Raw genomic sequence first — 19197 nt, 5'->3', positions numbered from 1 at the left:
CGCCCCACTAACCTATTGGCAGCAAGGTGATTTCCATGACGGAACAAGTATCCACAGGCAGGTGCGATTCACCGCTACTTCAGGCCTTTGTCGACAACCGACTGATTCTGGTCAAAATTGCAGCGCGCATTACCGGCTGCCGATCGCGGGCCGAAGACGTGGTGCAGGATGCGTTTTTCCGACTGCAATCAGCGCCACAGATCACCTCGTCGATCAAGGCTCAACTGAGCTACCTGTTCCAGATCGTGCGCAACCTGGCCATCGATCACTACCGCAAACAGGCGTTGGAGCAGAAGTATTCCGGCCCTGAAGAGGAAGGGTTGAACGTGGTCATTCAGGGGGCCTCCCCGGAAATCTCGCACATCAACTTCTCGACCCTGGAACACATCGCCGACGCCCTGACCGAGCTGCCCAGCCGCACTCGCTATGCATTCGAGATGTACCGCTTGCACGGTGTGCCGCAAAAGGACATCGCCAAGGAACTCGGCGTTTCGCCGACCCTGGTCAACTTCATGATTCGTGATGCGCTGGTGCACTGCCGCAAGGTCTCGGGCAGTCGTCGGGATGCCGTGGCGGTGGGTCGTCGCTAACCCGTAGAGTTTTCAGCGCTCCCAATCGCGAGCAGGCTCGCCCCCACACTGGATTTGACTTGTTCATCAAACCCATGTGGACGCGAGCCTGCTCGCGAAGGCGGCCTCTGGATCACCCTGATCCTGAGGCCCGATCATCAAGCCAATTTGCATCGATCAAAAAACCGCTCACGCCCCAGAATCATCAGCGCTGCGCGTTTGTGCGGGAAGTCGAACTCTTTCTCGCAATGAAAGCACTGGTTCTGCATATGGCCGATCATCTTCGCGTTGTCTGCACGGGGCTCAGCGACCACCCGTTGAGTGCGCGGATCATCGAGAAACAGGTAATGCACCAGCGCCGATAACCAGCTTGCCACTTTGTGCGGGCCACGGTGATCTTCCTCCCCCACCAGCATGTGAATGCCACGATCGTAATTGTCCGCGTCGTAGAACGGTGCAATGCGATCCTCCTTGGCCCAATAGGCTTCGAAATAGGCAAACGGCTGATCATCGAAACAACCGATCAGGGTCAGGGTGTGCGGGTCGACGTCAAGCTTGCTCAGGTATTCGCGATGCTGTTCAAGGCTACCCTCTTCCTGCCAGAAACTGGCCACCCGCGGACTGTTCTGCCAGCAATTGAAGCGCGGCAGGTCTGCTTCGATTTCAACGGTACGCAGGGAAATCCAAGCGCCCAGGCGCGCATCAAAACGCCGATAAACCTCGCCGCGCGGCTTCATCGGTCGCAACGGATGGCGCTTGCCAGCGCTGACAACCATTTGCTGCGGATAGCTGCCGGTCAGCGAAGCGCCGAGCCACGGTTGCGGCAGTTGCCAGAACAGCGTGCGTTCGCAGCGGTATTCACCCGCCACGTCGGTGCTCACCAGCAAACCGCTGAGCAAGGCCTCAGTCGGCGGCTGATCCAGTTGCCAGGTCAATTGCTGGCACTCCGGGTCCCGCGCGAACAGCCAGTAACAGGCAGCCCACAGCGCCTGGCCTGGCGGCAGGGCAAAACGCTCATCGATCTGGATCGGCCCCTTGGCCACACGATCCAGACGCAGGCGAATCAACGGTTGCCCTTCCAGACTCAGGCTCAGACGGCTTTCGGTTGCATCGGCTACCAATTGGCTGCCCGATGGCAAGGCCAGGGCAGTCAGGTCATTCAGATTGGACATGGGTCGGGCTCACGGTAATCGTCGACAGTTAAACGATGGAACGTGGGCCGAGAGGGGAAATTTAGGTTTGGAGGTCAATCAGTGCCTCAGTGATGAGGCACTGGCACCACGGCAATCTGGTACGGCTGGAAAATCTTCAGCATCTCGCCGTTGTCGCGCAAACCCTGTAGCAGCTTGCCGAACGCTTCGCCACTGATCGGCGCGGTCGGGCGAAGAATGGCGTAGTGGTGATAGACCTGATCAATGCGTTGCGACACCAACAACTCATCGCGCACTTTTTCGTTACGCAGCAGGTAATCACTCAAATAGGAGCGGGTCACCAGCGCGATATCCGCCCGCCCGCGCAGCACCATCAGCAGGTTGCTGTCGTGGGAATAGGTGAGCGTGGCGTTGAAGTGCTGCGTGAGGAATTTTTGGTCGGCGTTGAAGTTGGCAAATTCGTAGTGATAACCACTGAACAACGCCAGGCGTTTGCCGGAGAGATCAGCAAAGTAGTTCTGCTGGCGACCAGCCTCGCGCTGCGCGACGAAGATCTCGGCATCTTCAAGGCCCATGTCGACGTCGGTGTGGGGAATCTCCTTCCAGCCCCAGTCAGGGTTCTCGAAGATTGCCATGTCGATCCGGCCTTGCTTGAAATCGCCGAAACGTCGGGGAATCGACGTCGGCACAAGCACGAACTGATAGTCGCTTTGCAGGCGATTAAGCGCCTCAACCAACTGTGGTAACAGACCGGTATCGGCACCATTTTCGGGGCGAACGGTGTAAGGCGGAAAATGTGCCGCGCCGACCCGAACCAATTGCGCTGCCTGAGCGGGCAATACCCATAATGCAGCCAGCACTGCGAGCACTAACCCCGCGACTGTGCGAATTGGCGAAGACTTCAAAACACCCCACTCCCCGAAAAAATATCGATCAATGCATTCAAGCTAGGCGGTTTTGCCCAGTTAGCCAGTTTCCCGGACGGATATAAAGCGCCTCAACGCTCTTCGAGGACCAGAATCAGGGCTTCATCCGCCAACTGATCAAGGCTCAAACTGCCACCTGCGCGAAACCAAGTGGTCGTCCAGGACAGTGCGCCAGTGAGGAAACGTCGGGTAATAAATACATCGCCGCGGATAAACCCGGCGTCCTTGGCCTCACCGAGCACTTGCAGCCAGATGTCTTCATAGACATCGCGCAACGCGAGAACCTTGGCCTGACCTTCCTCGGACAAAGAGCGCCATTCATAGACCAGAACCGCCATGGCTTCGCCGCTGCCGCCCATGATCGACTGCAACTCGCAACGGATCAGCGCCAACACCCGCTCACGCACGCTGGTCGCTTCGGCGAGCGCTGCGCGCATCAACGCGGTGTTGTAACGAATGGTTTCTTCCATCACGGCACGGAGAATTTCATCTTTGCTTTTGAAGTGATGAAAAATGCTGCCCGACTGAATCCCCACCGCGCCGGCCAGATCGCGCACCGTGGTGCGTTCATAGCCTTTGTTGCGGAACAGGTGAGCCGCCACTTGCAGCAGTTTGCCGCGGGCGCTGTCCGGGTCGGTCAATTGGCCTGCATCGACCAATTCGCGCATGACCCTGAGGGCTTTTTGCTCGTCCACCCGTTCTCTCCTACAGTCGATCAGTCTGTTGCCCCCTGAAACCGCAGGGTTGCGCGCAATTTAAGCCGCTGGCGGCGACCAAGCAAGCGCTCGGGCAGAAGATAGTTTCAAGTGTTTACAAACCAAGCGCTTGCTTGGTAGCCTCCAGACACTTCTGTCGCAGGTTCCTGAGTCGGAGATAAAAATGCCAACCACCGTCCGCATCGGATGCGCCAGTGCCTTCTGGGGTGACACGTCGACCGCCGCCGCTCAGCTTGTGGCAGGAGGACGCCTGGATTATCTGGTGTTCGATTACCTGGCCGAGATCACCCTGTCGATCATGGCTGGCGCACGCATGAAAGACCCACAGGCAGGATTCGCCAGCGATTTCATCGACGTGCTGACGCCGCTACTGCCGCAACTGACCGAGCAGAAAATCCGTGTCATCAGTAATGCCGGCGGGGTCAATCCACTGGCTTGCGCCGCCGCCCTGCAAGCCGCCTGCGACAAGGTTGGCACCCCATTGAAAATCGCCGTGCTGCTGGGCGATGACCTGCAAGCGCAATTCAAGTCACTCACCGGCCAAGGCATCACCGAGATGTTCAGCGGCGCCCCGCTGCCACCGATGTGCGTATCGACCAACGCCTACCTCGGCGCGCCGGGCATTGTCGAGGCACTGCGCCTGGGCGCCGACATCGTCATCACCGGGCGGGTGGTCGACAGTGCCGTGGTCAGTGCAGCGCTGGTGCACGAGTTCGGCTGGTCGTGGCATGACTACGACAAACTCGCCCAAGCCGCGCTGGCCGGGCATATCATCGAATGCGGTGCGCAATGTACCGGCGGTAATTTCACCGATTGGCGCGATGTTCCGGATTACGAGCACATCGGCTTCCCGATCGTAGAGGTCAGCGCCGACAGCCAATTCATCGTCAGCAAGCCCGAGGGCTCCGGCGGACTGGTCACACCGCTGACCGTCGGCGAACAGTTGCTCTATGAAATCGGCGATCCACAGGCGTATCTGTTGCCCGATGTGATCTGCGATTTCAGTCAGGTCAAACTACAGCAGCAGGGCAAAAACGGGGTGCATGTACAGGGTGCCAAAGGCCTGCCGCCCAGTGACAAATACAAAGTCAGTGCCACGTACCCGGACGGTTTCCGCTGCACCGCCAGTTGCCTGATCGCCGGCATTGACGCGGTGGCAAAGGCACGCCGCGTTGGTCAGGCCATTATCGACAAGACTGCGCAAATGTTCAGCCAGCGTGGCTGGATGCCCTACAGCGAAACCAGCCTCGAACTGCTCGGCAGTGAAGCCACTTATGGCCCCCACGGCCAGCGTCGCGACACGCGAGAGGTGGTGATCAAACTGGCTGTACGCCATCCAAACAAGCAAGCGCTGATCCTGTTCTCCCGGGAGATCGCCCAGGCTGCCACGGGTATGGCGCCGGGTCTCACCGGCATCGTCGGCGGCCGGCCGACGGTGTACCCGGTCATTCGTCTGTTCTCGTTCCTGATTGATAAAAGTGCCTGCACCCTGCAAATCGACATGGCCGGCGAGCGCCATCCCTGCGCCCTGCCCGCATTGATTGCTCTCGACAGCCAGAACCTGCCCATCGCCGATCAACCACCAAAACCTGAGGGCCGCGCCGACGCCAGCGTCGCGTTGGTGAAACTCGCCGTGGCGCGCTCTGGCGACAAGGGCAACCACAGCAACATCGGTGTGATGCCGCGCAAGCCTGAATACCTGCCATGGATCGCTGAAGCGCTGACCCCAGCGGTCATCGTCGACTGGATGAGCCACGTCCTCGACCCGCTCCACGGTCGGGTCGAACGCTGGTACCTGCCGGGCACCCACAGTTTGAATTTTCTCCTGGAAAACGCTCTCGGCGGCGGTGGCGTGGCCAGTCTGCGTATCGATCCGCAAGGCAAAGCCTTCGCCCAGCAACTGCTGGAAATCCAGATCCCGGTGCCGCAGAGCATCGCCGAACAGCTCGACTAGAGGATTGTTTGCATGGCTTACGCGTCGATTTTCAGAGCCGATTTGTTCAGCGGCCAAACCATCATCGTCACTGGCGGCGGCAGCGGCATCGGTCGCTGCACCGCCCATGAACTGGCGGCGCTCGGTGCCAAGGTGCTGCTGGTCGGACGCAAACCTGAAAAGCTGCAGAAGGTCGCCGCCGAAATCACCGAGGACGGTGGCCGTGCACACTGGAAGGCTTGCGATATTCGCGATGAAGAGGCGGTGAAGGAATTGGTCAAGGTGATGATCGCCGAGCACGGGCCGATCCACGGTTTGGTCAACAATGCCGGCGGCCAATATCCGTCGCCATTGGCCTCGATCAATCAGAAAGGTTTCGAAACCGTGCTACGCACCAATCTGGTCGGCGGTTTCCTGATGGCCCGGGAAGTGTTCAACCAGTCGATGAGCAAACACGGTGGCAACATCGTCAACATGCTCGCCGACATGTGGGGCGGCATGCCCGGCATGGGCCACTCGGGCGCCGCGCGTTCAGGCATGGACAACTTCACCAAAACTGCCGCCTTCGAGTGGGGATACGCCGGGGTGCGAGTCAACGCGGTCGCGCCGGGCTGGATCGCCTCCAGTGGCATGGACACCTACGAAGGTGCGTTCAAAGCGGTGATCCCGACCCTGCGCGAACATGTGCCGCTCAAGCGCATCGGCACCGAATCGGAAGTCAGCGCGGCGATTGTGTTTCTGCTCAGCCCGGCAGCGGCATTCATCAGTGGCAGCACGCTGAAAATCGATGGTGCCGCCAGCATCGGCTGCCGTGCATGGCCGTTGCACAAGGCGACCCACAGTGAGTCATTCAACGGTTTCCACCGTGCGTACCTTCCCGACGTTTTGCAGGACAAGGAGTAAGCCATGGCGCAGATCCAGTCCCAACTTGACCCGCACAGCGAAGCATTCGCCCGCAACCGCGCAGCGATGATCGCCGCCATCGAACACGTCCAGCAACTCGAACAGAACCTGTTGAACAAGGCCGCCGAAGCCAAGCCGAAATTCGACAAGCGCGGCCAACTGTTGCCCCGAGAACGCCTGAACCTGCTGCTCGACCCCGGTGCTCCGTTTCTCGAACTGGCCAGCCTCGCCGGTTACAAACTGCACGACGACAAGGATGGCAGCGCGGCCGGTGGCGGCTTGATTGCCGGCATCGGTTACGTGTCTGGCATTCGTGCGCTGGTGGTCGCGAATAACAGTGCGATCAAGGGCGGCACGATCTCGCCGAGCGGTCTGAAAAAATCCCTGCGTCTGCAACAGATCGCTCAGGAGAACAAACTGCCGGTCATCACCCTCGCCGAAAGCGGTGGCGCCAACCTCAATTATGCCGCGGAGATTTTCGTCGAAGGCGCACGCAGTTTTGCCAATCAGGCGCGGATGTCGGCCATGGGTTTACCGCAGATTACCGTCGTACACGGCTCGGCCACGGCTGGCGGCGCGTACCAACCCGGGTTGTCGGATTACGTGGTGGTGGTGCGCGGCAAGGCCAAGCTGTTCCTCGCCGGCCCCCCTTTGCTTAAAGCCGCCACTGGCGAAGTCGCCACGGATGAAGAATTGGGCGGCGCCGAGATGCACGCGCAAGTTGCCGGGACTGCCGAATACCTGGCCGAAAACGATGCCGACGGGGTACGCCAGGTGCGCGAAATCCTGCGCATGCTGCCGTGGAACGAGCAACTGCCGTGGTTGCCGGAACCGCAATATAAAGAGCCGCTCTACCCCATCGACGAGTTGCTGGGGCTGATACCGGACGACCCGAAAAAGCCCTACGACGTGCGTGAAATCATCGCGCGCATCGCCGACGAATCCTGCTTCCTCGAATTCAAAGGCGAATTCGATCAGCAAACCCTTTGCGGCCAATTGAGAATTCAGGGACGTGCCTGCGGGTTCATCGGCAACAACGGCCCGATCACCCCCAACGGCGCGAGCAAAGCGGCGCAATTCATTCAACTGTGCGATCAGAGCCAGACGCCGCTGCTGTTTTTCCACAACACCACCGGATTCATGGTCGGCACCGAGTCGGAGCAGCAAGGCGTGATCAAACATGGCTCGAAACTCATTCAAGCCGTGGCCAATGCCAGGGTGCCTAAACTGACGATTGTCGTGGGCGGCTCTTACGGCGCCGGCAACTACGCGATGTGCGGGCGCGGTCTCGATCCGCGCTTCATTTTCGCCTGGCCCAACAGCCGCACGGCCGTGATGGGTGGGGCTCAGGCGGGTAAAGTCCTGCGCATCGTCACCGAAGCCAAGCAGCTCAAGGACGGCCTGACGCCTGATCCGAAAATGCTCGACATGCTCGAACAGGCCACCGCGCAGAAACTCGACAGCCAATCCACAGCACTTTATGGCAGCGCCAACCTGTGGGACGACGGCCTGATCGACCCGCGTGACACCCGCACCCTGCTCGGCTATCTGCTGGATATCTGCCACGAAGCCGACATACGCGCACTGCAACCCAACAGCTTCGGCGTCAGCCGGTTCTGACCGCCACGGATCTTACGGAGAACAATAAAAATGATCTTCACCCCGGAACACGAAGCACTGCGCCGCACTGTCCGCCAATTCGTCGAGCACGAGATCAATCCGCATGTCGACGAATGGGAAAAGGCCGGACGCTTTCCGATCCACGAGATTTTCCGCAAGGCGGGCGATCTGGGCTTGCTGGGGATTTCCAAACCGGAAAAATTCGGCGGCATGGGCCTCGATTACAGCTACTCGATTGTCGTGGCCGAAGAGTTCGGCACCATTCACTGCGGTGGCATTCCGATGTCGATCGGCGTGCAGACCGACATGTGCACCCCGGCGCTGGCCCGCTTCGGCTCCGATGAACTGCGTGAAGCATTCCTGCGCCCGGCCATCAGCGGCGAGCAGGTCGGCTGCATCGGTGTCTCGGAAGTGGGCGCTGGCTCCGACGTCGCCGGGCTGAAAACCACCGCCCGCAAGGACGGCGACGACTACGTGATCAACGGCAGCAAAATGTGGATCACCAACTCACCAAGCGCTGATTTCATCTGTCTGCTGGCCAATACCTCCGACGACAAGCCGCACATCAACAAATCGCTGATCATGGTGCCGATGAACACACCCGGGATCAGTCTCAGCTCGCATCTGGACAAACTCGGCATGCGCAGCTCGGAAACCGCTCAGGTGTTCTTCGACAACGTGCGCATCCCGCAGCGCAACCGCATCGGCCATGAAGGCGCCGGCTTCATGATGCAGATGCTGCAGTTTCAGGAAGAACGTCTGTTCGGTGCGGCGAACATGCTCAAGGGCCTGGAATACTGCATCGACAGCACCATCGAGTACTGCAAGGAGCGCAAAACCTTCGGCAACGCCCTGATCGACAATCAGGTTATCCACTTTCGCCTCGCCGAATTGCAGACCGAAATCGAATGCCTGCGGGCACTGGTCTACCAGGCCACCGAGCAATACATCAAAGGCCAGGACGTCACGCGCCTGGCCTCGATGGCCAAGCTCAAGGCCGGGCGTCTGGGTCGCGAAGTCAGCGACAGTTGCCTGCAATATTGGGGCGGCATGGGGTTCATGTGGGATAACCCGGTGGCCCGTGCTTACCGCGATGTGCGGCTGGTGTCGATTGGCGGCGGCGCCGACGAAATCATGCTGGGGATCATCTGCAAACTGATGGGCATCCTGCCGGGGAAAAAGAAATGAGCCCCCTGCCCGATTGCCAGACACTGCTATTGGAGCGGCACGGCGGCGTACTGCACGTCACCCTCAATCGCCCGCAGAGCCGCAATGCAATGAGCCTGCAGATGGTCGCCGAACTGCGAGCGGTGCTGGCGACGGTTCGCGATGAACGTGCCATTCGAGCCTTGGTGCTCAGTGGGGCCGGTGGACATTTTTGTGCAGGCGGCGACATCAAGGACATGGCCAACGCCCGCACTCAGGGTGCAGACGCCTACCGCCACTTGAACCGTGCGTTCGGGGCATTGCTGGAAGAGGCGCAGCACGCGCCACAAGTGTTGGTTTGCGTGCTGCAAGGCGCCGTGATGGGCGGCGGTTTCGGACTGGCCTGTGTCAGCGATATCGCGATTGCCGATCACAAGGCGCAATTCGGTTTGCCGGAAACCAGCCTGGGCCTGATCCCCGCGCAGATCGCACCGTTTGTATTGCAGCGCATCGGCCTGACTGAAACCCGCCGACTGGCGCTGACAGCAGCACGTTTCGACGGCCATCAGGCACGCCGTTTGGGGCTGGTGCATTTTGTCGAGCAGGATGCGCAGGCCCTGGCCGAGCGCCTGGATGAGGTGCTACAGCATGTCCTGTGTTGCGCGCCGGAGGCGAATGCTGCGACGAAGAAATTGCTGCTGGCCAGTGCCGGGCAACCGTCAAGTGAATTACTCGATGAAGCCGCGCAGTGGTTCAGCGAAGCCGTGACGAGTGCTGAAGGCATCGAGGGCACCATGGCGTTCATGCAAAAACGCAAACCCGGGTGGGCCACCTAAAAGCTTCGCGAGCAGGCCAGCACATACACCGCAACTTTCGAGGGAACAGCCCATGCCCGCCATTCAGAAAATTCTGATCGCCAACCGCGGTGAAATCGCCTGCCGTATCCAGCGCACCGCACAGGCCCTGGGCTACCGCACCGTCGCCGTGTTCAGTGACGCCGACGCCGATGCGCTGCACGTAAAAATGGCTGATCAAGCCGTGCCCATCGGCCCGGCGCCAGTGCAACAGTCCTACCTGAACATCCCGGCCATTCTCGATGCCGCCCGCCGCAGCGGCGCCGATGCCGTCCACCCCGGCTATGGTTTTCTTTCGGAAAACGCCGCATTCGCCCGCGCCTGCGAACAGGCTGGTTTGACCTTCATCGGACCAAGTGCCGACGCCATCGAACTGATGGGCAGCAAACGTCTGTCGAAAATCGCCATGCTCGAAGCCGGCGTGCCGTGCATCGCCGGCTACCAAGGTGCAGAACAGGGCGACAGCACATTGCTGCGCGAAGCCGAACGCATCGGCTATCCATTGATGATCAAAGCCAGCGCTGGCGGAGGCGGACGCGGCATGCGTCTGGTGCACGACGCGTCGCAATTGCCGGCGCAATTGCGTACAGCACGCTCGGAAGCATTGAACGGATTCGGCAGTGACGAATTGATCCTCGAACAAGCGCTGATCGAGCCGCGCCACGTTGAAGTGCAACTGTTCGGCGATCAGCACGGCAACCTTATCTACCTCGGCGAACGCGACTGCTCGATCCAGCGTCGTCATCAGAAAGTCATCGAAGAAGCACCCTGCCCGGTGATGACCGCCGAACTGCGCCAGGCCATGGGTGAGGCCGCGCTCAAGGCCGGACGCGCAGTGAACTACGTCGGCGCCGGTACCGTGGAGTTTCTGCTCGATGCCCGCGGGCAGTTCTACTTTCTGGAGATGAACACGCGCCTGCAAGTGGAGCACCCGGTGACTGAGTTGGTTACCGGGCTGGACCTGGTCGCCTGGCAACTGTTGGTCGCCGAAGGACAGCCGCTGCCGTTGACTCAGGATCAGGTGCAACTCAATGGCCATGCCATGGAAGTGCGGCTCTACGCCGAAGATCCTGCACAGGACTTTCTGCCGCAAACGGGGCGCATTGAAGCTTGGGAGCCGGCGCTTGAGCACGGCGCACGCATCGATCATGGCCTGCTCGAAGGTCAAACGATCAGCCCGTTCTACGACCCGATGCTCGGCAAACTGATTGCCCATGGCGCCACCCGCGAAGAGGCGCGGCGCAAACTGTTGCGTGCCGTGCAGGACACGGTGTTGCTGGGCGTGCAAAGCAATCAGCGTTTGCTGGTCAGCCTGCTGCAACAGGCGCAATTTGTCAGGGGTGCGTTCAGCACGGCGTTCATTGCCCAGCACTTTTCAGATCACGAAAGCCTGCACAGATACGTGCCAAGTGCCGAACAACTGGCAATCGCCGCGGTGCTGTTCTATCAGGCAGGCGCCCGCCTCCACCGCACGGCATTAGCGGGTTGGCGCAACAATGCCAATGTGCCGTTGCACTATCGCCTCGGGCTTGAATCGCAGGACTGGACGCTGCAACTACTCCCCCGGGGTCAAAACACCTTCCAGGTGCAAGTGGCGCAACAGCCCCTGGAATTGAAAATCATCGACCACACGCCACAGGCGTTGACGCTGGAGATCGACGGTTTGCGCCAGCGACACGCCTATCGGCTCAATGCTGAGCAACTCTGGCTGTTCACCCATCCCGGCAACCTGCGCCTTGAGGATCGAACTCACGCGGTCATCGGCAGTCAGACCAGCGTCAGCTCCGGCACGCTAAAAGCACCGATGGACGGCGCCATCGTCGACGTATTGGTCAGCGAAGGCAGCGCGGTCAGCAAAGGTCAGTTGCTGGTGGTGCTGGAGGCAATGAAAATGGAGCACCCGCTCAAGGCCGGCATTGACGGCGTGCTCAAGCGGGTGCAGGTCAAGGTCGGCGATCAGGTAAAAAATCGTCAGATCCTGTTGCAAGTGGAGTGAGTCGCCAGGCGCAAACGCAGGGTTTGACTACGCTCTGATGAATCAGGACGCGGAAATCAGGAACCCTGCGATGCCTCACTGGCTGGTCATAGATCTGGAAGCCACCACCGACGAGGGTGGCTGGCCGGTCACCGAGATGGAAATTATCGAGATCGGCGCCACACTGGTTGATCGTGCCGGACGCGAGCAGGATCACTTCCAGCGCTTCGTCAAACCGACGCGACGGCCCTTGTTGACGCCGTTCTGTCGCGAACTCACGCACATCACTCAAGCCAATATCGACGCAGCGTTGCCGTTGACCGAGGTTTGGCCGGCCTTCGAACGCTGGCTCGGTCAGCATCAGACGCGCCTCGAAGGCTGGGTGAGTTGGGGCGATTACGACCGCAAACAGTTACTTCAGGAATGGCAGCGGCTGCAATTCGACAGCGTCTTAAGCCGGGTACCGCACATGAACCTCAAGCAACGCTTCGCCAAGGCCCGGCGCCTGGAGCGGCCGCTGGGCCTTAATGGCGCGCTGCAACTGGCCGGGATGCAGTTCAGCGGTCAGCAACACCGAGCGCTGGAGGATGCACGCAACACCGCGCGCCTGCTGCCGCTGGTTCTGCCGCTTTAGGGGCGTGACGGCGTTAAAAGCCTTGTGCATACTGGCCGCCTCACTTTTTAGCCCTTTTCGAGGAATCGCCCATGTTTAAAGTCAACGAGTACTTCGACGGCACCGTCAAGTCGATCGCCTTTGGCACCGCTGAAGGTCCGGCGACCATCGGCGTCATGGCCCCGGGCGAATACGAATTCGGCACCAGCCAGCGTGAAATCATGCACGTAGTGTCTGGCGCACTGACCGTCAAACTGCCGGACAGCAACAACTGGGAAACCTTCGCCGCCGGAAGCCAGTTCAACGTGCCGGCCAACAGCAAATTCCAGCTGAAAGTCGCGGTCGACACCGCTTACCTGTGCGAATACCGCGGCTAAACCCATCGGGTTCCTGCGCGATAAAAAAATGCCCGTGTCCAAGGACACGGGCATTTTTCGTTCTGGCATTGATTACTCGAGAATGTCCACTGACATCCCGACTTCCAGACGACCATTGCCGTCGTTGACCAGATTCTGACCGAACATCGCGCCATCGGCCTGGGCGCGGGTTTTCTGCAGGGTCGCCAGCGGTTCACGATCAGCGCTGCGCTCGCCGGTCTGCGGATCAATCGTGGTCAGAATGCAACGCGAGCATGACTTGACCACACGGAATTCGACATCGCCGATACGGATACGCTTCCAGCTGTCTTCGGCGTACGCCTCGCTGCCTTCGATCACCAGATTCGGCCGGAAACGCAGCATTTCCAACGGCCGCCCGACCTGTTGCGACAGGTGTTGCAACGAGGCTTCACCGATCAGCAACAGTGGAAAACCATCGGCGAAGGCGACTTGATCGTCGTCCTTGCCGAAACCGGCCTGAGTCGTGCGGGCTCGGTCCAGCGGCACTTGCACCAGACGGGTCGGTTTACCGATGAATTCGCTGACCCAATTTGCCGCTTCGTCACCGGCATCCGGCACACGCAACGTGTCGCGCCAGATGGTCACGCCACGTAACTGCGCATCGCTGGCAGGCAAGGTGATGTCGATTGAAGCATGCTCAGGCGCGCTCAAGGTGAGGCCACCCTGAGCATTCCAAAGCGCGGACAGCTGGCTCATTTTCGCTTCGGCGCGTTGGGTCAGGAAACGGCCGCTGGCTTCGTCGACCAACATCCAGCGTCGATCACCCTCCAGTCCCAGCTTGTCCACGCTGATCCCTTGCAGAACCTCGGCCTTGCCAGATTTCAACGGGTAACGATAAAGCGCGCTCAGACGCAGCATGGCCAGCTCCCTTGTGGGCAAAAACGCCACCCTATACGAGCTTCACCCGCGAATCAAAGGCTGACGAGAGGTCAGCCTTCGAACAGATCCATCACGCTGGAACTTCGTCGAGCATCAGACGCTGGCGTACCACGTCGACCAGTTTGTCCGGCTGGAACTTGGAGAGGAAATTGTCGCAGCCGACCTTCTTCACCATCGATTCGTTGAAACTGCCGGACAACGAGGTGTGCAACACCACATACAGACCACGCAGGCGTGGATCGTTACGAATTTCGGTGGTCAGGCGATAGCCGTCCATCTCTGGCATTTCCGCATCGGTGAATACCATCAGCAGTTTGTCAGTCATGTTCACGCCGGTATCAGCCCACGCCTTGAGCATGTTCAGTGCCTTCAGACCATCGCTGGCAATGTGCATTTTCACGCCGAGCTGGCCGAGGGTGTCACGCAATTGCGAGAGTGCCACGTTGGAGTCGTCCACCAGCAGCACTTCGCGATCACGGGCGCGTTCCAGCACCGGATCGTCGAGTTTGTCACGCGAGACCTTGGCGTTGTAGGGGACGATCTCTGCAAGCACTTTCTCGACATCGATGATCTCCACCAGTTGATCGTCGACTTTGCTGATCGCCGTCAAATAGTGCTGACGGCCAGCGCTGGCCGGCGGCGGCAGAATGGCTTCCCAGTTCATGTTGACGATGCGATCCACACCACCGACAAGGAATGCCTGCACCGAACGGTTGTACTCGGTGACGATGATGGTGCTGTTCGGACCTGGTACCAATGGACGCATACCGATCGCTTGCGACAGGTCAATCACCGGCAAAGTCTGCCCACGCAGGTTGACCACGCCGCAGACGAACGGGTGACGCTGAGGCATCAGGGTCAGCTTTGGCAGTTGCAGCACTTCCTGAACCTTGAACACGTTGATCGCGAACAATTGGCGCCCGGCCAGTCGGAACATGAGAATTTCCAGGCGATTCTCACCCACCAGTTGCGTGCGTTGGTCTACCGTGTCGAGAATGCCGGCCATCAATGACTCCTGGGCTTGTTCTGATGAATTCACTAAAAGGGGTTATCGGCTGTCTATGACGAATCTTGATTCCCGCAAAATTCACCATCAAAATGCCATAACGCACCATTGATGTCACATTAACATCATGCTTTACTGGCGCCGTGATTTTCATCTGCTACATTCTTTGCGGCGCGACCTCGGTTTGCACTGTAGGTTCCCGCGTCTAAGGGATTCCCCTAGTAACAATCAGGACCAACCTGATATTCGCAATATCCAATAGCCATTAATGTGACGCCATTCTCATTGCATGAACGGAGTCAGGCTATTGTGTGCGATCGCAGTTCAGTGGCAACAAACCCTCTGGAACCTCTCAGTCTGTGCACCTGCACGTCTGGGCGCGATCTCCCGACGATTCATGATCGTCGTCACACACGGCACTCCCTCACCAGACATGACGTTGTGGAGATAAGCATGCCGATCGACCGTAAAGAGTGGGCGCAACGCTTCCCCGAATTTCTGGTCGAGGCCGAAACGCTCCTGGCCAAGTCCGAAGAATGCCTCAGCCATCTGCAACTGATCAGCAACGACAAGGACGCCATCGACTGCATGCTCAGCACGCTGCTCAAGCTTGCAAGCAGGGCTGAGGCCCTGGCGCTTGAGGCTATTTCCGAGTTCTCCCGGCACCTTTACGACTTGCTCAACCTGGTGCAGGACCACGTCGACCTTAACGAACAGGCCCTGGTTGCCTTGAAGGATTGTTTCACGCTGATGGCCTGGCAACTTGAACTGGTCGATCAGAGCACCGGGCAGCTGAGCCTCGATAAAAGTGAACAGGCCTCGCTGATCGATGCCTTCGCCTTTCAGGTCGGTCAAACTCGGTTTCAGCCAGCCCCCACCGCCAAACGTTTGCCCCTCTTGGCCTATTCGGAGCGACAGGCCTGATACGGCGCGCGCCATGACTGAAGAGGTCGCCACACTGTGTCGCTGAATGTCGTAATTGAATAGTTCATGCCTGTTAGCGACAAATCGAATTAAATCATCGCACCTGACAACAATGGATATTTCCGGTCGGGCTCAGGGTTTGCCTGTGTGTTAAAAATCAACTTCAGGCACGCTGACATCTATCGAACACAATAGATTGACTTTTTCAATTATGGCACTCGCGTCCAATATCACGCATATTCCTGACTCCTCGGACATATATAGCAAGCGCGACCAACGGTATCTTAAGTGGTATTATGCCGCCCATTAGTTGCTCTCAAATTAATGGCACAGTGATATCCAGATATAGGCACTCCACCGAAGTTGGCAGCCAAACACGATCACTGACCGCGTTGAAATCAATAACATAATTGACAGCATTTTCAGACAGAGACCCGCCAGCCACCGGCCGGTCTACCCGCAGCGAACATCCATTGGCTCCATCCGTTATGTACGCCAGTCTCAAGTCAATCACCACATGGCCACCCTCTCGGGAAAACGCCCGCCGGTTCACACTCATCCTTTGTGTCGCGGCCACACTTGGCAGCCTGTTGACCTATGGCTTTTCCGCACACCTTGGCCTCGGACTGTTGTTGCTTGACGTCGCGGCTACCACCTGTGTCTGGGTGCAATATCGGTTGTCACGCAAATCAATCAAATTTCAGCCTCAGGAACTCGCCGACCGCCTGCTCGAAGTCCAGGAAAACGAACGCCACCGCCTTAGCCGCGAGCTGCACGATGATATCGGCCAATTGCTGACCGCCGCCAAGCTGCAGAGCGACTGGCTAAAACGGCGGATGCCGGAAGACTTGCAGGACCAATGCACCGCACTGTGCGAAACCCTTGAGGAAACGCTCGACAAGGTGCGTGATGTATCGGCCATTCTCAATCCTCGCCAATTGACCAGCCTTGGCCTTGAAGCCAGCCTGCGAGCACACCTGCTCAAGACATTGACTCATACAAGCGTGCACTGGAGCCTCGACTGCCAGCAACGCCTTAACGGCATCCCGGAAGAAATGGCGGTCGCCGCCTTTCGCATCACCCAGGAGGCTGTGACCAATATCCTGCGTCACGCGCAGGCGAAAAATCTGGTAATACGCGTGCAACGCCTGCCAGAGGGCCTGACGTTGCTGATCAGCGATGACGGACTGGGCTTTGCCCCTGCCGCCAATCCAGGTCGTGAAGGACAGCGAGGCATGGCCGGGATGGCCGAACGGATCGAGCAATTGGGTGGCACCCTGAACGTTATCAGTGAGCCGGGCAAAGGCACTCGAATCGAAGCACTTTTCCCCTGGGCGCCCCGTGCACTCGAACGGGCCAGTACGAATAAGGTTATGCGTTGACTTGCAACTTACTTCTGGTGGATGACCACTCGCTGATCAGGGCCGGCGTGCGCGCTCTGGTGCTGGACATTCCCGGTTACGCGGTGATTGGCGAGGCCAATGACGGCTCGCAACTGCTCGAAATGGTCGAGCAACTGAGTCCCGATATCGTGCTGCTGGATATTTCCATGAAAGAAACCGGCGGGCTGGAAGCTTTGCAACGGCTAAAGCGCGTGCGTCCGCAGAGCAAAGTGCTGATCCTGTCGATGCACACCGACCCTGCGTTGATCATGCAGGCACTGGAGTCCGGCGCCCACGGCTACCTGCTCAAAGACACCACAGCCACCGAACTCGAGCACGCGCTGGAAGCCTTGCGCAACAACGAACGTTACTTGAGTCCGGCCATCGCCCACACCGTGATCAACCAAGCGCTGACCCGCAATCAGAAGCAGCAGCCGGAAACCGCCGACTCGCACAACCTGACTGCCCGACAGCTGGAAATCCTGCGTTTGATCGTGCGCGGCAAATCCACCCGGGAAATCGCCAATGGCCTGGGCTTGAGCATCAAGACTGTCGAGACCCACCGTTCGCAGATCATGAAACGCCTGCAAATCTACGATGTGGCGGGCCTTGTACTGTTCGCCGTGCGCGAACAGATCATCAGTCTGGACGACTGACTGACGGCTTGATGGTCAATAGCGGCGAACTCCTCGGCAGGTGAACCTGCAACGCCGCTGGCCGTGCCTCGAACCGCATGCTGCTGCCTTCCAGCGGCTCACCATCAAGATTGATGTACAGCCCTTCAGCGACCTTGATTTCGACCCAAGGCAATCGGGTTCTTACAAACATGTTGTCGATACCGAAACCATCGCTGAGCAGCGACTTCAATGTGCCGGCCAACTCCTGTGGTGCTGGCAAGATGCTGATATCAAGCAAACCGTCATCGGCCAGCGCCTGCGGACACAATACATGTCCGCCACCCGCCTGACGCCCGTTGCCGATTCCCAATGCCAGCAACTCGCCGCTCCAGTGAAAATCCGGCCCTTGCAGCTCACCATAAGCGGCATGCAGCTCACTGAACCGCGACAAACCGGTGAACAGGTAGGCTGCACCACCCAATACTTTTTTCAGCTCCTCTGAAGTATTGGCCGTGACCTGACTGCCGAAACCGCCGGTAGCCATATTCAGGAAGACCTGCCCGCCCACTTCCCCCAGATCAATGTCACACGGCGGTACATCGAGAAGCTCAAGCGCATTGGCCGGCTCCTGCGGGATCCCTGCTGCGCGGGAAAAGTCGTTGGCGGTTCCCAAAGGCAATAGCACCAGACTGGCTTTACCCGGATGCGCCGCGAGGGTTTCGGCGATGTCGCGCAACGTGCCGTCTCCGCCGCCAGCAATAATTTTCGTGTAACCGTCCGCCAACGCTTGCTCCACCCATCGCTGGGCATCCCCCGCTTCCCAGGTCAAGCGCACCGCCAAATCCCAGCCTTGCTTGCGCTTGTTCTCTACCGCGGTGCGAACGGCCTCGTTGAGTGCCTGCTTGCCATGCAGAACCAACAGCGCCCGGCGTTCACTCATAGCGTCACTCCCTGAATTGAATCGATTGAAACATGTTGACCGCCGTGTCGCGCAAAAAAGCCACAGGAATGACAATTAATTCAATTGCCGGCCGAAGCGTCCTACACACAGGTACTTTTTCTTACGAAACATGCGGAATCGGCTCAATTGACCACACAGGACAGTTGGGTCAACGTGTGCCGGCGGTATCAATCATCAATCCGACAACACAAGGACGTGCATGTAATGAGTGGAAACTCCCCAAAGTTTTTTAATAGCTCGAAAGATGAAAAAGGTAGCTGGCGTACATTTGAAACAGCAAGTGGATATGTCCATGTCAAGCCATGAAGCCAGAATGCCAGTGAGTCCGGTTGCCCCTCTCGCCGAATGTCGTGCGAGTCACAAGTCCGATTTCAAAAACAGCACCAAGACCACTGGAGAAACTGATATGGAACCTCGTGTGACCGAGCTGGAAACCCACCTCAAATACATTCGACGGGACATGGACGAAGTCCGGAGTGACGTCAGAACGATCAAACACCGTCTCGCCTACTCGGCGGGCGCAACAGCCGTAGTGCTGTGTCTGCTGGGTTGGGTGGCCAATAGCCGATTCGACCAGCTTGTTGCACTGATCAGCCATTGACCGAACGAAACATTGCAGGCGTC

The 19197-nt window shown here is 58.8% G+C and carries 19 protein-coding genes; 13 read left to right on the top strand and 6 right to left on the bottom strand.

The window, feature by feature from the left end:
- Positions 1-35 precede the first annotated feature (35 nt).
- Positions 36-590, top strand: a complete 555-nt coding sequence (locus tag ACIOU6_RS05440) for an RNA polymerase factor sigma-70 (RefSeq protein ID WP_339431237.1) — start codon at positions 36-38, stop codon at positions 588-590.
- A 137-nt stretch (positions 591-727) separates the two neighbouring features.
- Here ACIOU6_RS05440 and ACIOU6_RS05435 read toward each other — a convergent pair whose 3' ends face one another.
- From ACIOU6_RS05435 to ACIOU6_RS05425, 3 genes are all read right to left on the bottom strand, one after another.
- Entirely contained in the window at positions 728-1741 is a 1014-nt protein-coding gene (locus tag ACIOU6_RS05435; RefSeq protein ID WP_401134468.1) for a GNAT family N-acetyltransferase, read from the bottom strand.
- An 86-nt stretch (positions 1742-1827) separates the two neighbouring features.
- On the bottom strand, positions 1828-2625 hold the full coding sequence (locus ACIOU6_RS05430; RefSeq protein WP_221729156.1) for an ABC transporter substrate-binding protein: 798 nt from the start codon (positions 2623-2625) through the stop codon (positions 1828-1830).
- A gap of 92 nt (positions 2626-2717) precedes the next feature.
- A complete protein-coding gene (locus ACIOU6_RS05425; RefSeq protein ID WP_221729157.1) occupies positions 2718-3341 on the bottom strand; it encodes a TetR/AcrR family transcriptional regulator in 624 nt (207 codons plus the stop codon).
- A gap of 184 nt (positions 3342-3525) precedes the next feature.
- On the opposite strand from ACIOU6_RS05425, the gene ACIOU6_RS05420 reads away from it, so the two are divergent.
- The 8 genes from ACIOU6_RS05420 (at position 3526) to ACIOU6_RS05385 (ending at position 12783) form a co-directional block, all read left to right on the top strand.
- Entirely contained in the window at positions 3526-5316 is a 1791-nt protein-coding gene (locus ACIOU6_RS05420) for an acyclic terpene utilization AtuA family protein (RefSeq protein WP_401134463.1), read from the top strand.
- A gap of 12 nt (positions 5317-5328) precedes the next feature.
- Positions 5329-6198: an SDR family oxidoreductase gene (locus ACIOU6_RS05415; RefSeq protein ID WP_401134460.1), complete on the top strand. Its 870-nt coding sequence runs from the start codon at positions 5329-5331 to the stop codon at positions 6196-6198.
- Between the two features lie 3 nt (positions 6199-6201).
- The gene (atuC, locus tag ACIOU6_RS05410) at positions 6202-7818 is read left to right on the top strand and encodes a geranyl-CoA carboxylase subunit beta (protein WP_401134457.1); all 1617 of its coding nucleotides are present in this window, start codon (positions 6202-6204) and stop codon (positions 7816-7818) included.
- Between the two features lie 30 nt (positions 7819-7848).
- Positions 7849-9006 (top strand): citronellyl-CoA dehydrogenase, encoded by a 1158-nt coding sequence (gene atuD / locus ACIOU6_RS05405; RefSeq protein ID WP_401134454.1) that lies wholly within the window; start codon positions 7849-7851, stop codon positions 9004-9006.
- Positions 9003-9800 carry an enoyl-CoA hydratase/isomerase family protein gene (locus ACIOU6_RS05400; protein ID WP_221729162.1) on the top strand — a complete coding sequence of 266 codons (798 nt, stop codon included), beginning with the start codon at positions 9003-9005 and terminating at the stop codon, positions 9798-9800. Before atuD ends, ACIOU6_RS05400 begins: the two co-directional genes overlap by 4 nt.
- A gap of 52 nt (positions 9801-9852) precedes the next feature.
- Positions 9853-11814, top strand: coding sequence for an acetyl/propionyl/methylcrotonyl-CoA carboxylase subunit alpha (locus ACIOU6_RS05395; RefSeq protein WP_401134451.1), 1962 nt, complete (start codon positions 9853-9855; stop codon positions 11812-11814).
- Between the two features lie 70 nt (positions 11815-11884).
- Entirely contained in the window at positions 11885-12427 is a 543-nt protein-coding gene (locus tag ACIOU6_RS05390; RefSeq protein ID WP_401134449.1) for an exonuclease domain-containing protein, read from the top strand.
- A gap of 71 nt (positions 12428-12498) precedes the next feature.
- Positions 12499-12783, top strand: a complete 285-nt coding sequence (locus ACIOU6_RS05385) for a pyrimidine/purine nucleoside phosphorylase (protein ID WP_221729165.1) — start codon at positions 12499-12501, stop codon at positions 12781-12783.
- 72 nt (positions 12784-12855) lie between these two features.
- On the opposite strand, the gene ACIOU6_RS05380 is transcribed toward ACIOU6_RS05385, so the two are convergent.
- Together ACIOU6_RS05380 and ACIOU6_RS05375 are read right to left on the bottom strand one after the other, a co-directional pair.
- Complete coding sequence (locus ACIOU6_RS05380; protein ID WP_401134446.1) at positions 12856-13662, bottom strand: MOSC domain-containing protein; 807 nt, start codon at positions 13660-13662, stop codon at positions 12856-12858.
- A 91-nt stretch (positions 13663-13753) separates the two neighbouring features.
- Positions 13754-14689, bottom strand: a complete 936-nt coding sequence (locus ACIOU6_RS05375; protein ID WP_221729167.1) for a chemotaxis protein CheV — start codon at positions 14687-14689, stop codon at positions 13754-13756.
- Between the two features lie 453 nt (positions 14690-15142).
- Here ACIOU6_RS05375 and ACIOU6_RS05370 point away from each other — a divergent pair, with 453 nt between their 5' ends.
- The 3 genes from ACIOU6_RS05370 to ACIOU6_RS05360 all read left to right on the top strand — a co-directional run bounded on the left by ACIOU6_RS05370 (position 15143) and on the right by ACIOU6_RS05360 (position 17651).
- A complete protein-coding gene (locus ACIOU6_RS05370; protein WP_221729168.1) occupies positions 15143-15613 on the top strand; it encodes a hypothetical protein in 471 nt (156 codons plus the stop codon).
- 488 nt (positions 15614-16101) lie between these two features.
- Entirely contained in the window at positions 16102-16995 is an 894-nt protein-coding gene (locus ACIOU6_RS05365) for a sensor histidine kinase (protein WP_221729419.1), read from the top strand.
- Positions 16992-17651 (top strand): response regulator transcription factor, encoded by a 660-nt coding sequence (locus tag ACIOU6_RS05360; RefSeq protein WP_160058885.1) that lies wholly within the window; start codon positions 16992-16994, stop codon positions 17649-17651. The genes ACIOU6_RS05365 and ACIOU6_RS05360 overlap by 4 nt, the downstream gene beginning before the upstream one ends.
- Here ACIOU6_RS05360 and yegS read toward each other — a convergent pair.
- A complete protein-coding gene (gene yegS, locus ACIOU6_RS05355; RefSeq protein WP_401134442.1) occupies positions 17635-18552 on the bottom strand; it encodes a lipid kinase YegS in 918 nt (305 codons plus the stop codon). The genes ACIOU6_RS05360 and yegS overlap by 17 nt on opposite strands.
- 313 nt (positions 18553-18865) lie before the next feature.
- Between yegS and ACIOU6_RS05350 the strand changes: the two genes are divergently transcribed.
- The gene (locus tag ACIOU6_RS05350; RefSeq protein WP_221729170.1) at positions 18866-19174 is read left to right on the top strand and encodes a hypothetical protein; all 309 of its coding nucleotides are present in this window, start codon (positions 18866-18868) and stop codon (positions 19172-19174) included.
- Positions 19175-19197 lie beyond the last annotated feature (23 nt).

This window comes from Pseudomonas sp. NPDC087615, assembly GCF_044743445.1.
Classification (GTDB): domain Bacteria; phylum Pseudomonadota; class Gammaproteobacteria; order Pseudomonadales; family Pseudomonadaceae; genus Aquipseudomonas; species Aquipseudomonas baetica_A.
Note: the sequence above shows the minus strand (reverse complement) of the source record. Positions and strands in the feature narration are given on the sequence as shown.

Bases quoted from the DNA above. Each gene is read 5' to 3' on its own strand.
- yegS (WP_401134442.1), bottom strand. From the start codon at position 18,552: ATGAGTGAACGCCGGGCGCTGTTGGTTCTGCATGGCAAGCAGGCACTC.
- ACIOU6_RS05350 (WP_221729170.1), top strand. From the start codon at position 18,866: ATGTCAAGCCATGAAGCCAGAATGCCAGTGAGTCCGGTTGCCCCTCTC.
- ACIOU6_RS05415 (WP_401134460.1), top strand. From the start codon at position 5,329: ATGGCTTACGCGTCGATTTTCAGAGCCGATTTGTTCAGCGGCCAAACC.
- ACIOU6_RS05420 (WP_401134463.1), top strand. From the start codon at position 3,526: ATGCCAACCACCGTCCGCATCGGATGCGCCAGTGCCTTCTGGGGTGAC.
- ACIOU6_RS05365 (WP_221729419.1), top strand. From the start codon at position 16,102: ATGTACGCCAGTCTCAAGTCAATCACCACATGGCCACCCTCTCGGGAA.
- atuC (WP_401134457.1), top strand. From the start codon at position 6,202: ATGGCGCAGATCCAGTCCCAACTTGACCCGCACAGCGAAGCATTCGCC.
- ACIOU6_RS05435 (WP_401134468.1), bottom strand. From the start codon at position 1,741: ATGTCCAATCTGAATGACCTGACTGCCCTGGCCTTGCCATCGGGCAGC.
- ACIOU6_RS05385 (WP_221729165.1), top strand. From the start codon at position 12,499: ATGTTTAAAGTCAACGAGTACTTCGACGGCACCGTCAAGTCGATCGCC.
- ACIOU6_RS05380 (WP_401134446.1), bottom strand. From the start codon at position 13,662: ATGCTGCGTCTGAGCGCGCTTTATCGTTACCCGTTGAAATCTGGCAAG.
- ACIOU6_RS05395 (WP_401134451.1), top strand. From the start codon at position 9,853: ATGCCCGCCATTCAGAAAATTCTGATCGCCAACCGCGGTGAAATCGCC.
- ACIOU6_RS05375 (WP_221729167.1), bottom strand. From the start codon at position 14,689: ATGGCCGGCATTCTCGACACGGTAGACCAACGCACGCAACTGGTGGGT.
- ACIOU6_RS05440 (WP_339431237.1), top strand. From the start codon at position 36: ATGACGGAACAAGTATCCACAGGCAGGTGCGATTCACCGCTACTTCAG.
- ACIOU6_RS05400 (WP_221729162.1), top strand. From the start codon at position 9,003: ATGAGCCCCCTGCCCGATTGCCAGACACTGCTATTGGAGCGGCACGGC.
- ACIOU6_RS05390 (WP_401134449.1), top strand. From the start codon at position 11,885: ATGCCTCACTGGCTGGTCATAGATCTGGAAGCCACCACCGACGAGGGT.
- ACIOU6_RS05370 (WP_221729168.1), top strand. From the start codon at position 15,143: ATGCCGATCGACCGTAAAGAGTGGGCGCAACGCTTCCCCGAATTTCTG.
- atuD (WP_401134454.1), top strand. From the start codon at position 7,849: ATGATCTTCACCCCGGAACACGAAGCACTGCGCCGCACTGTCCGCCAA.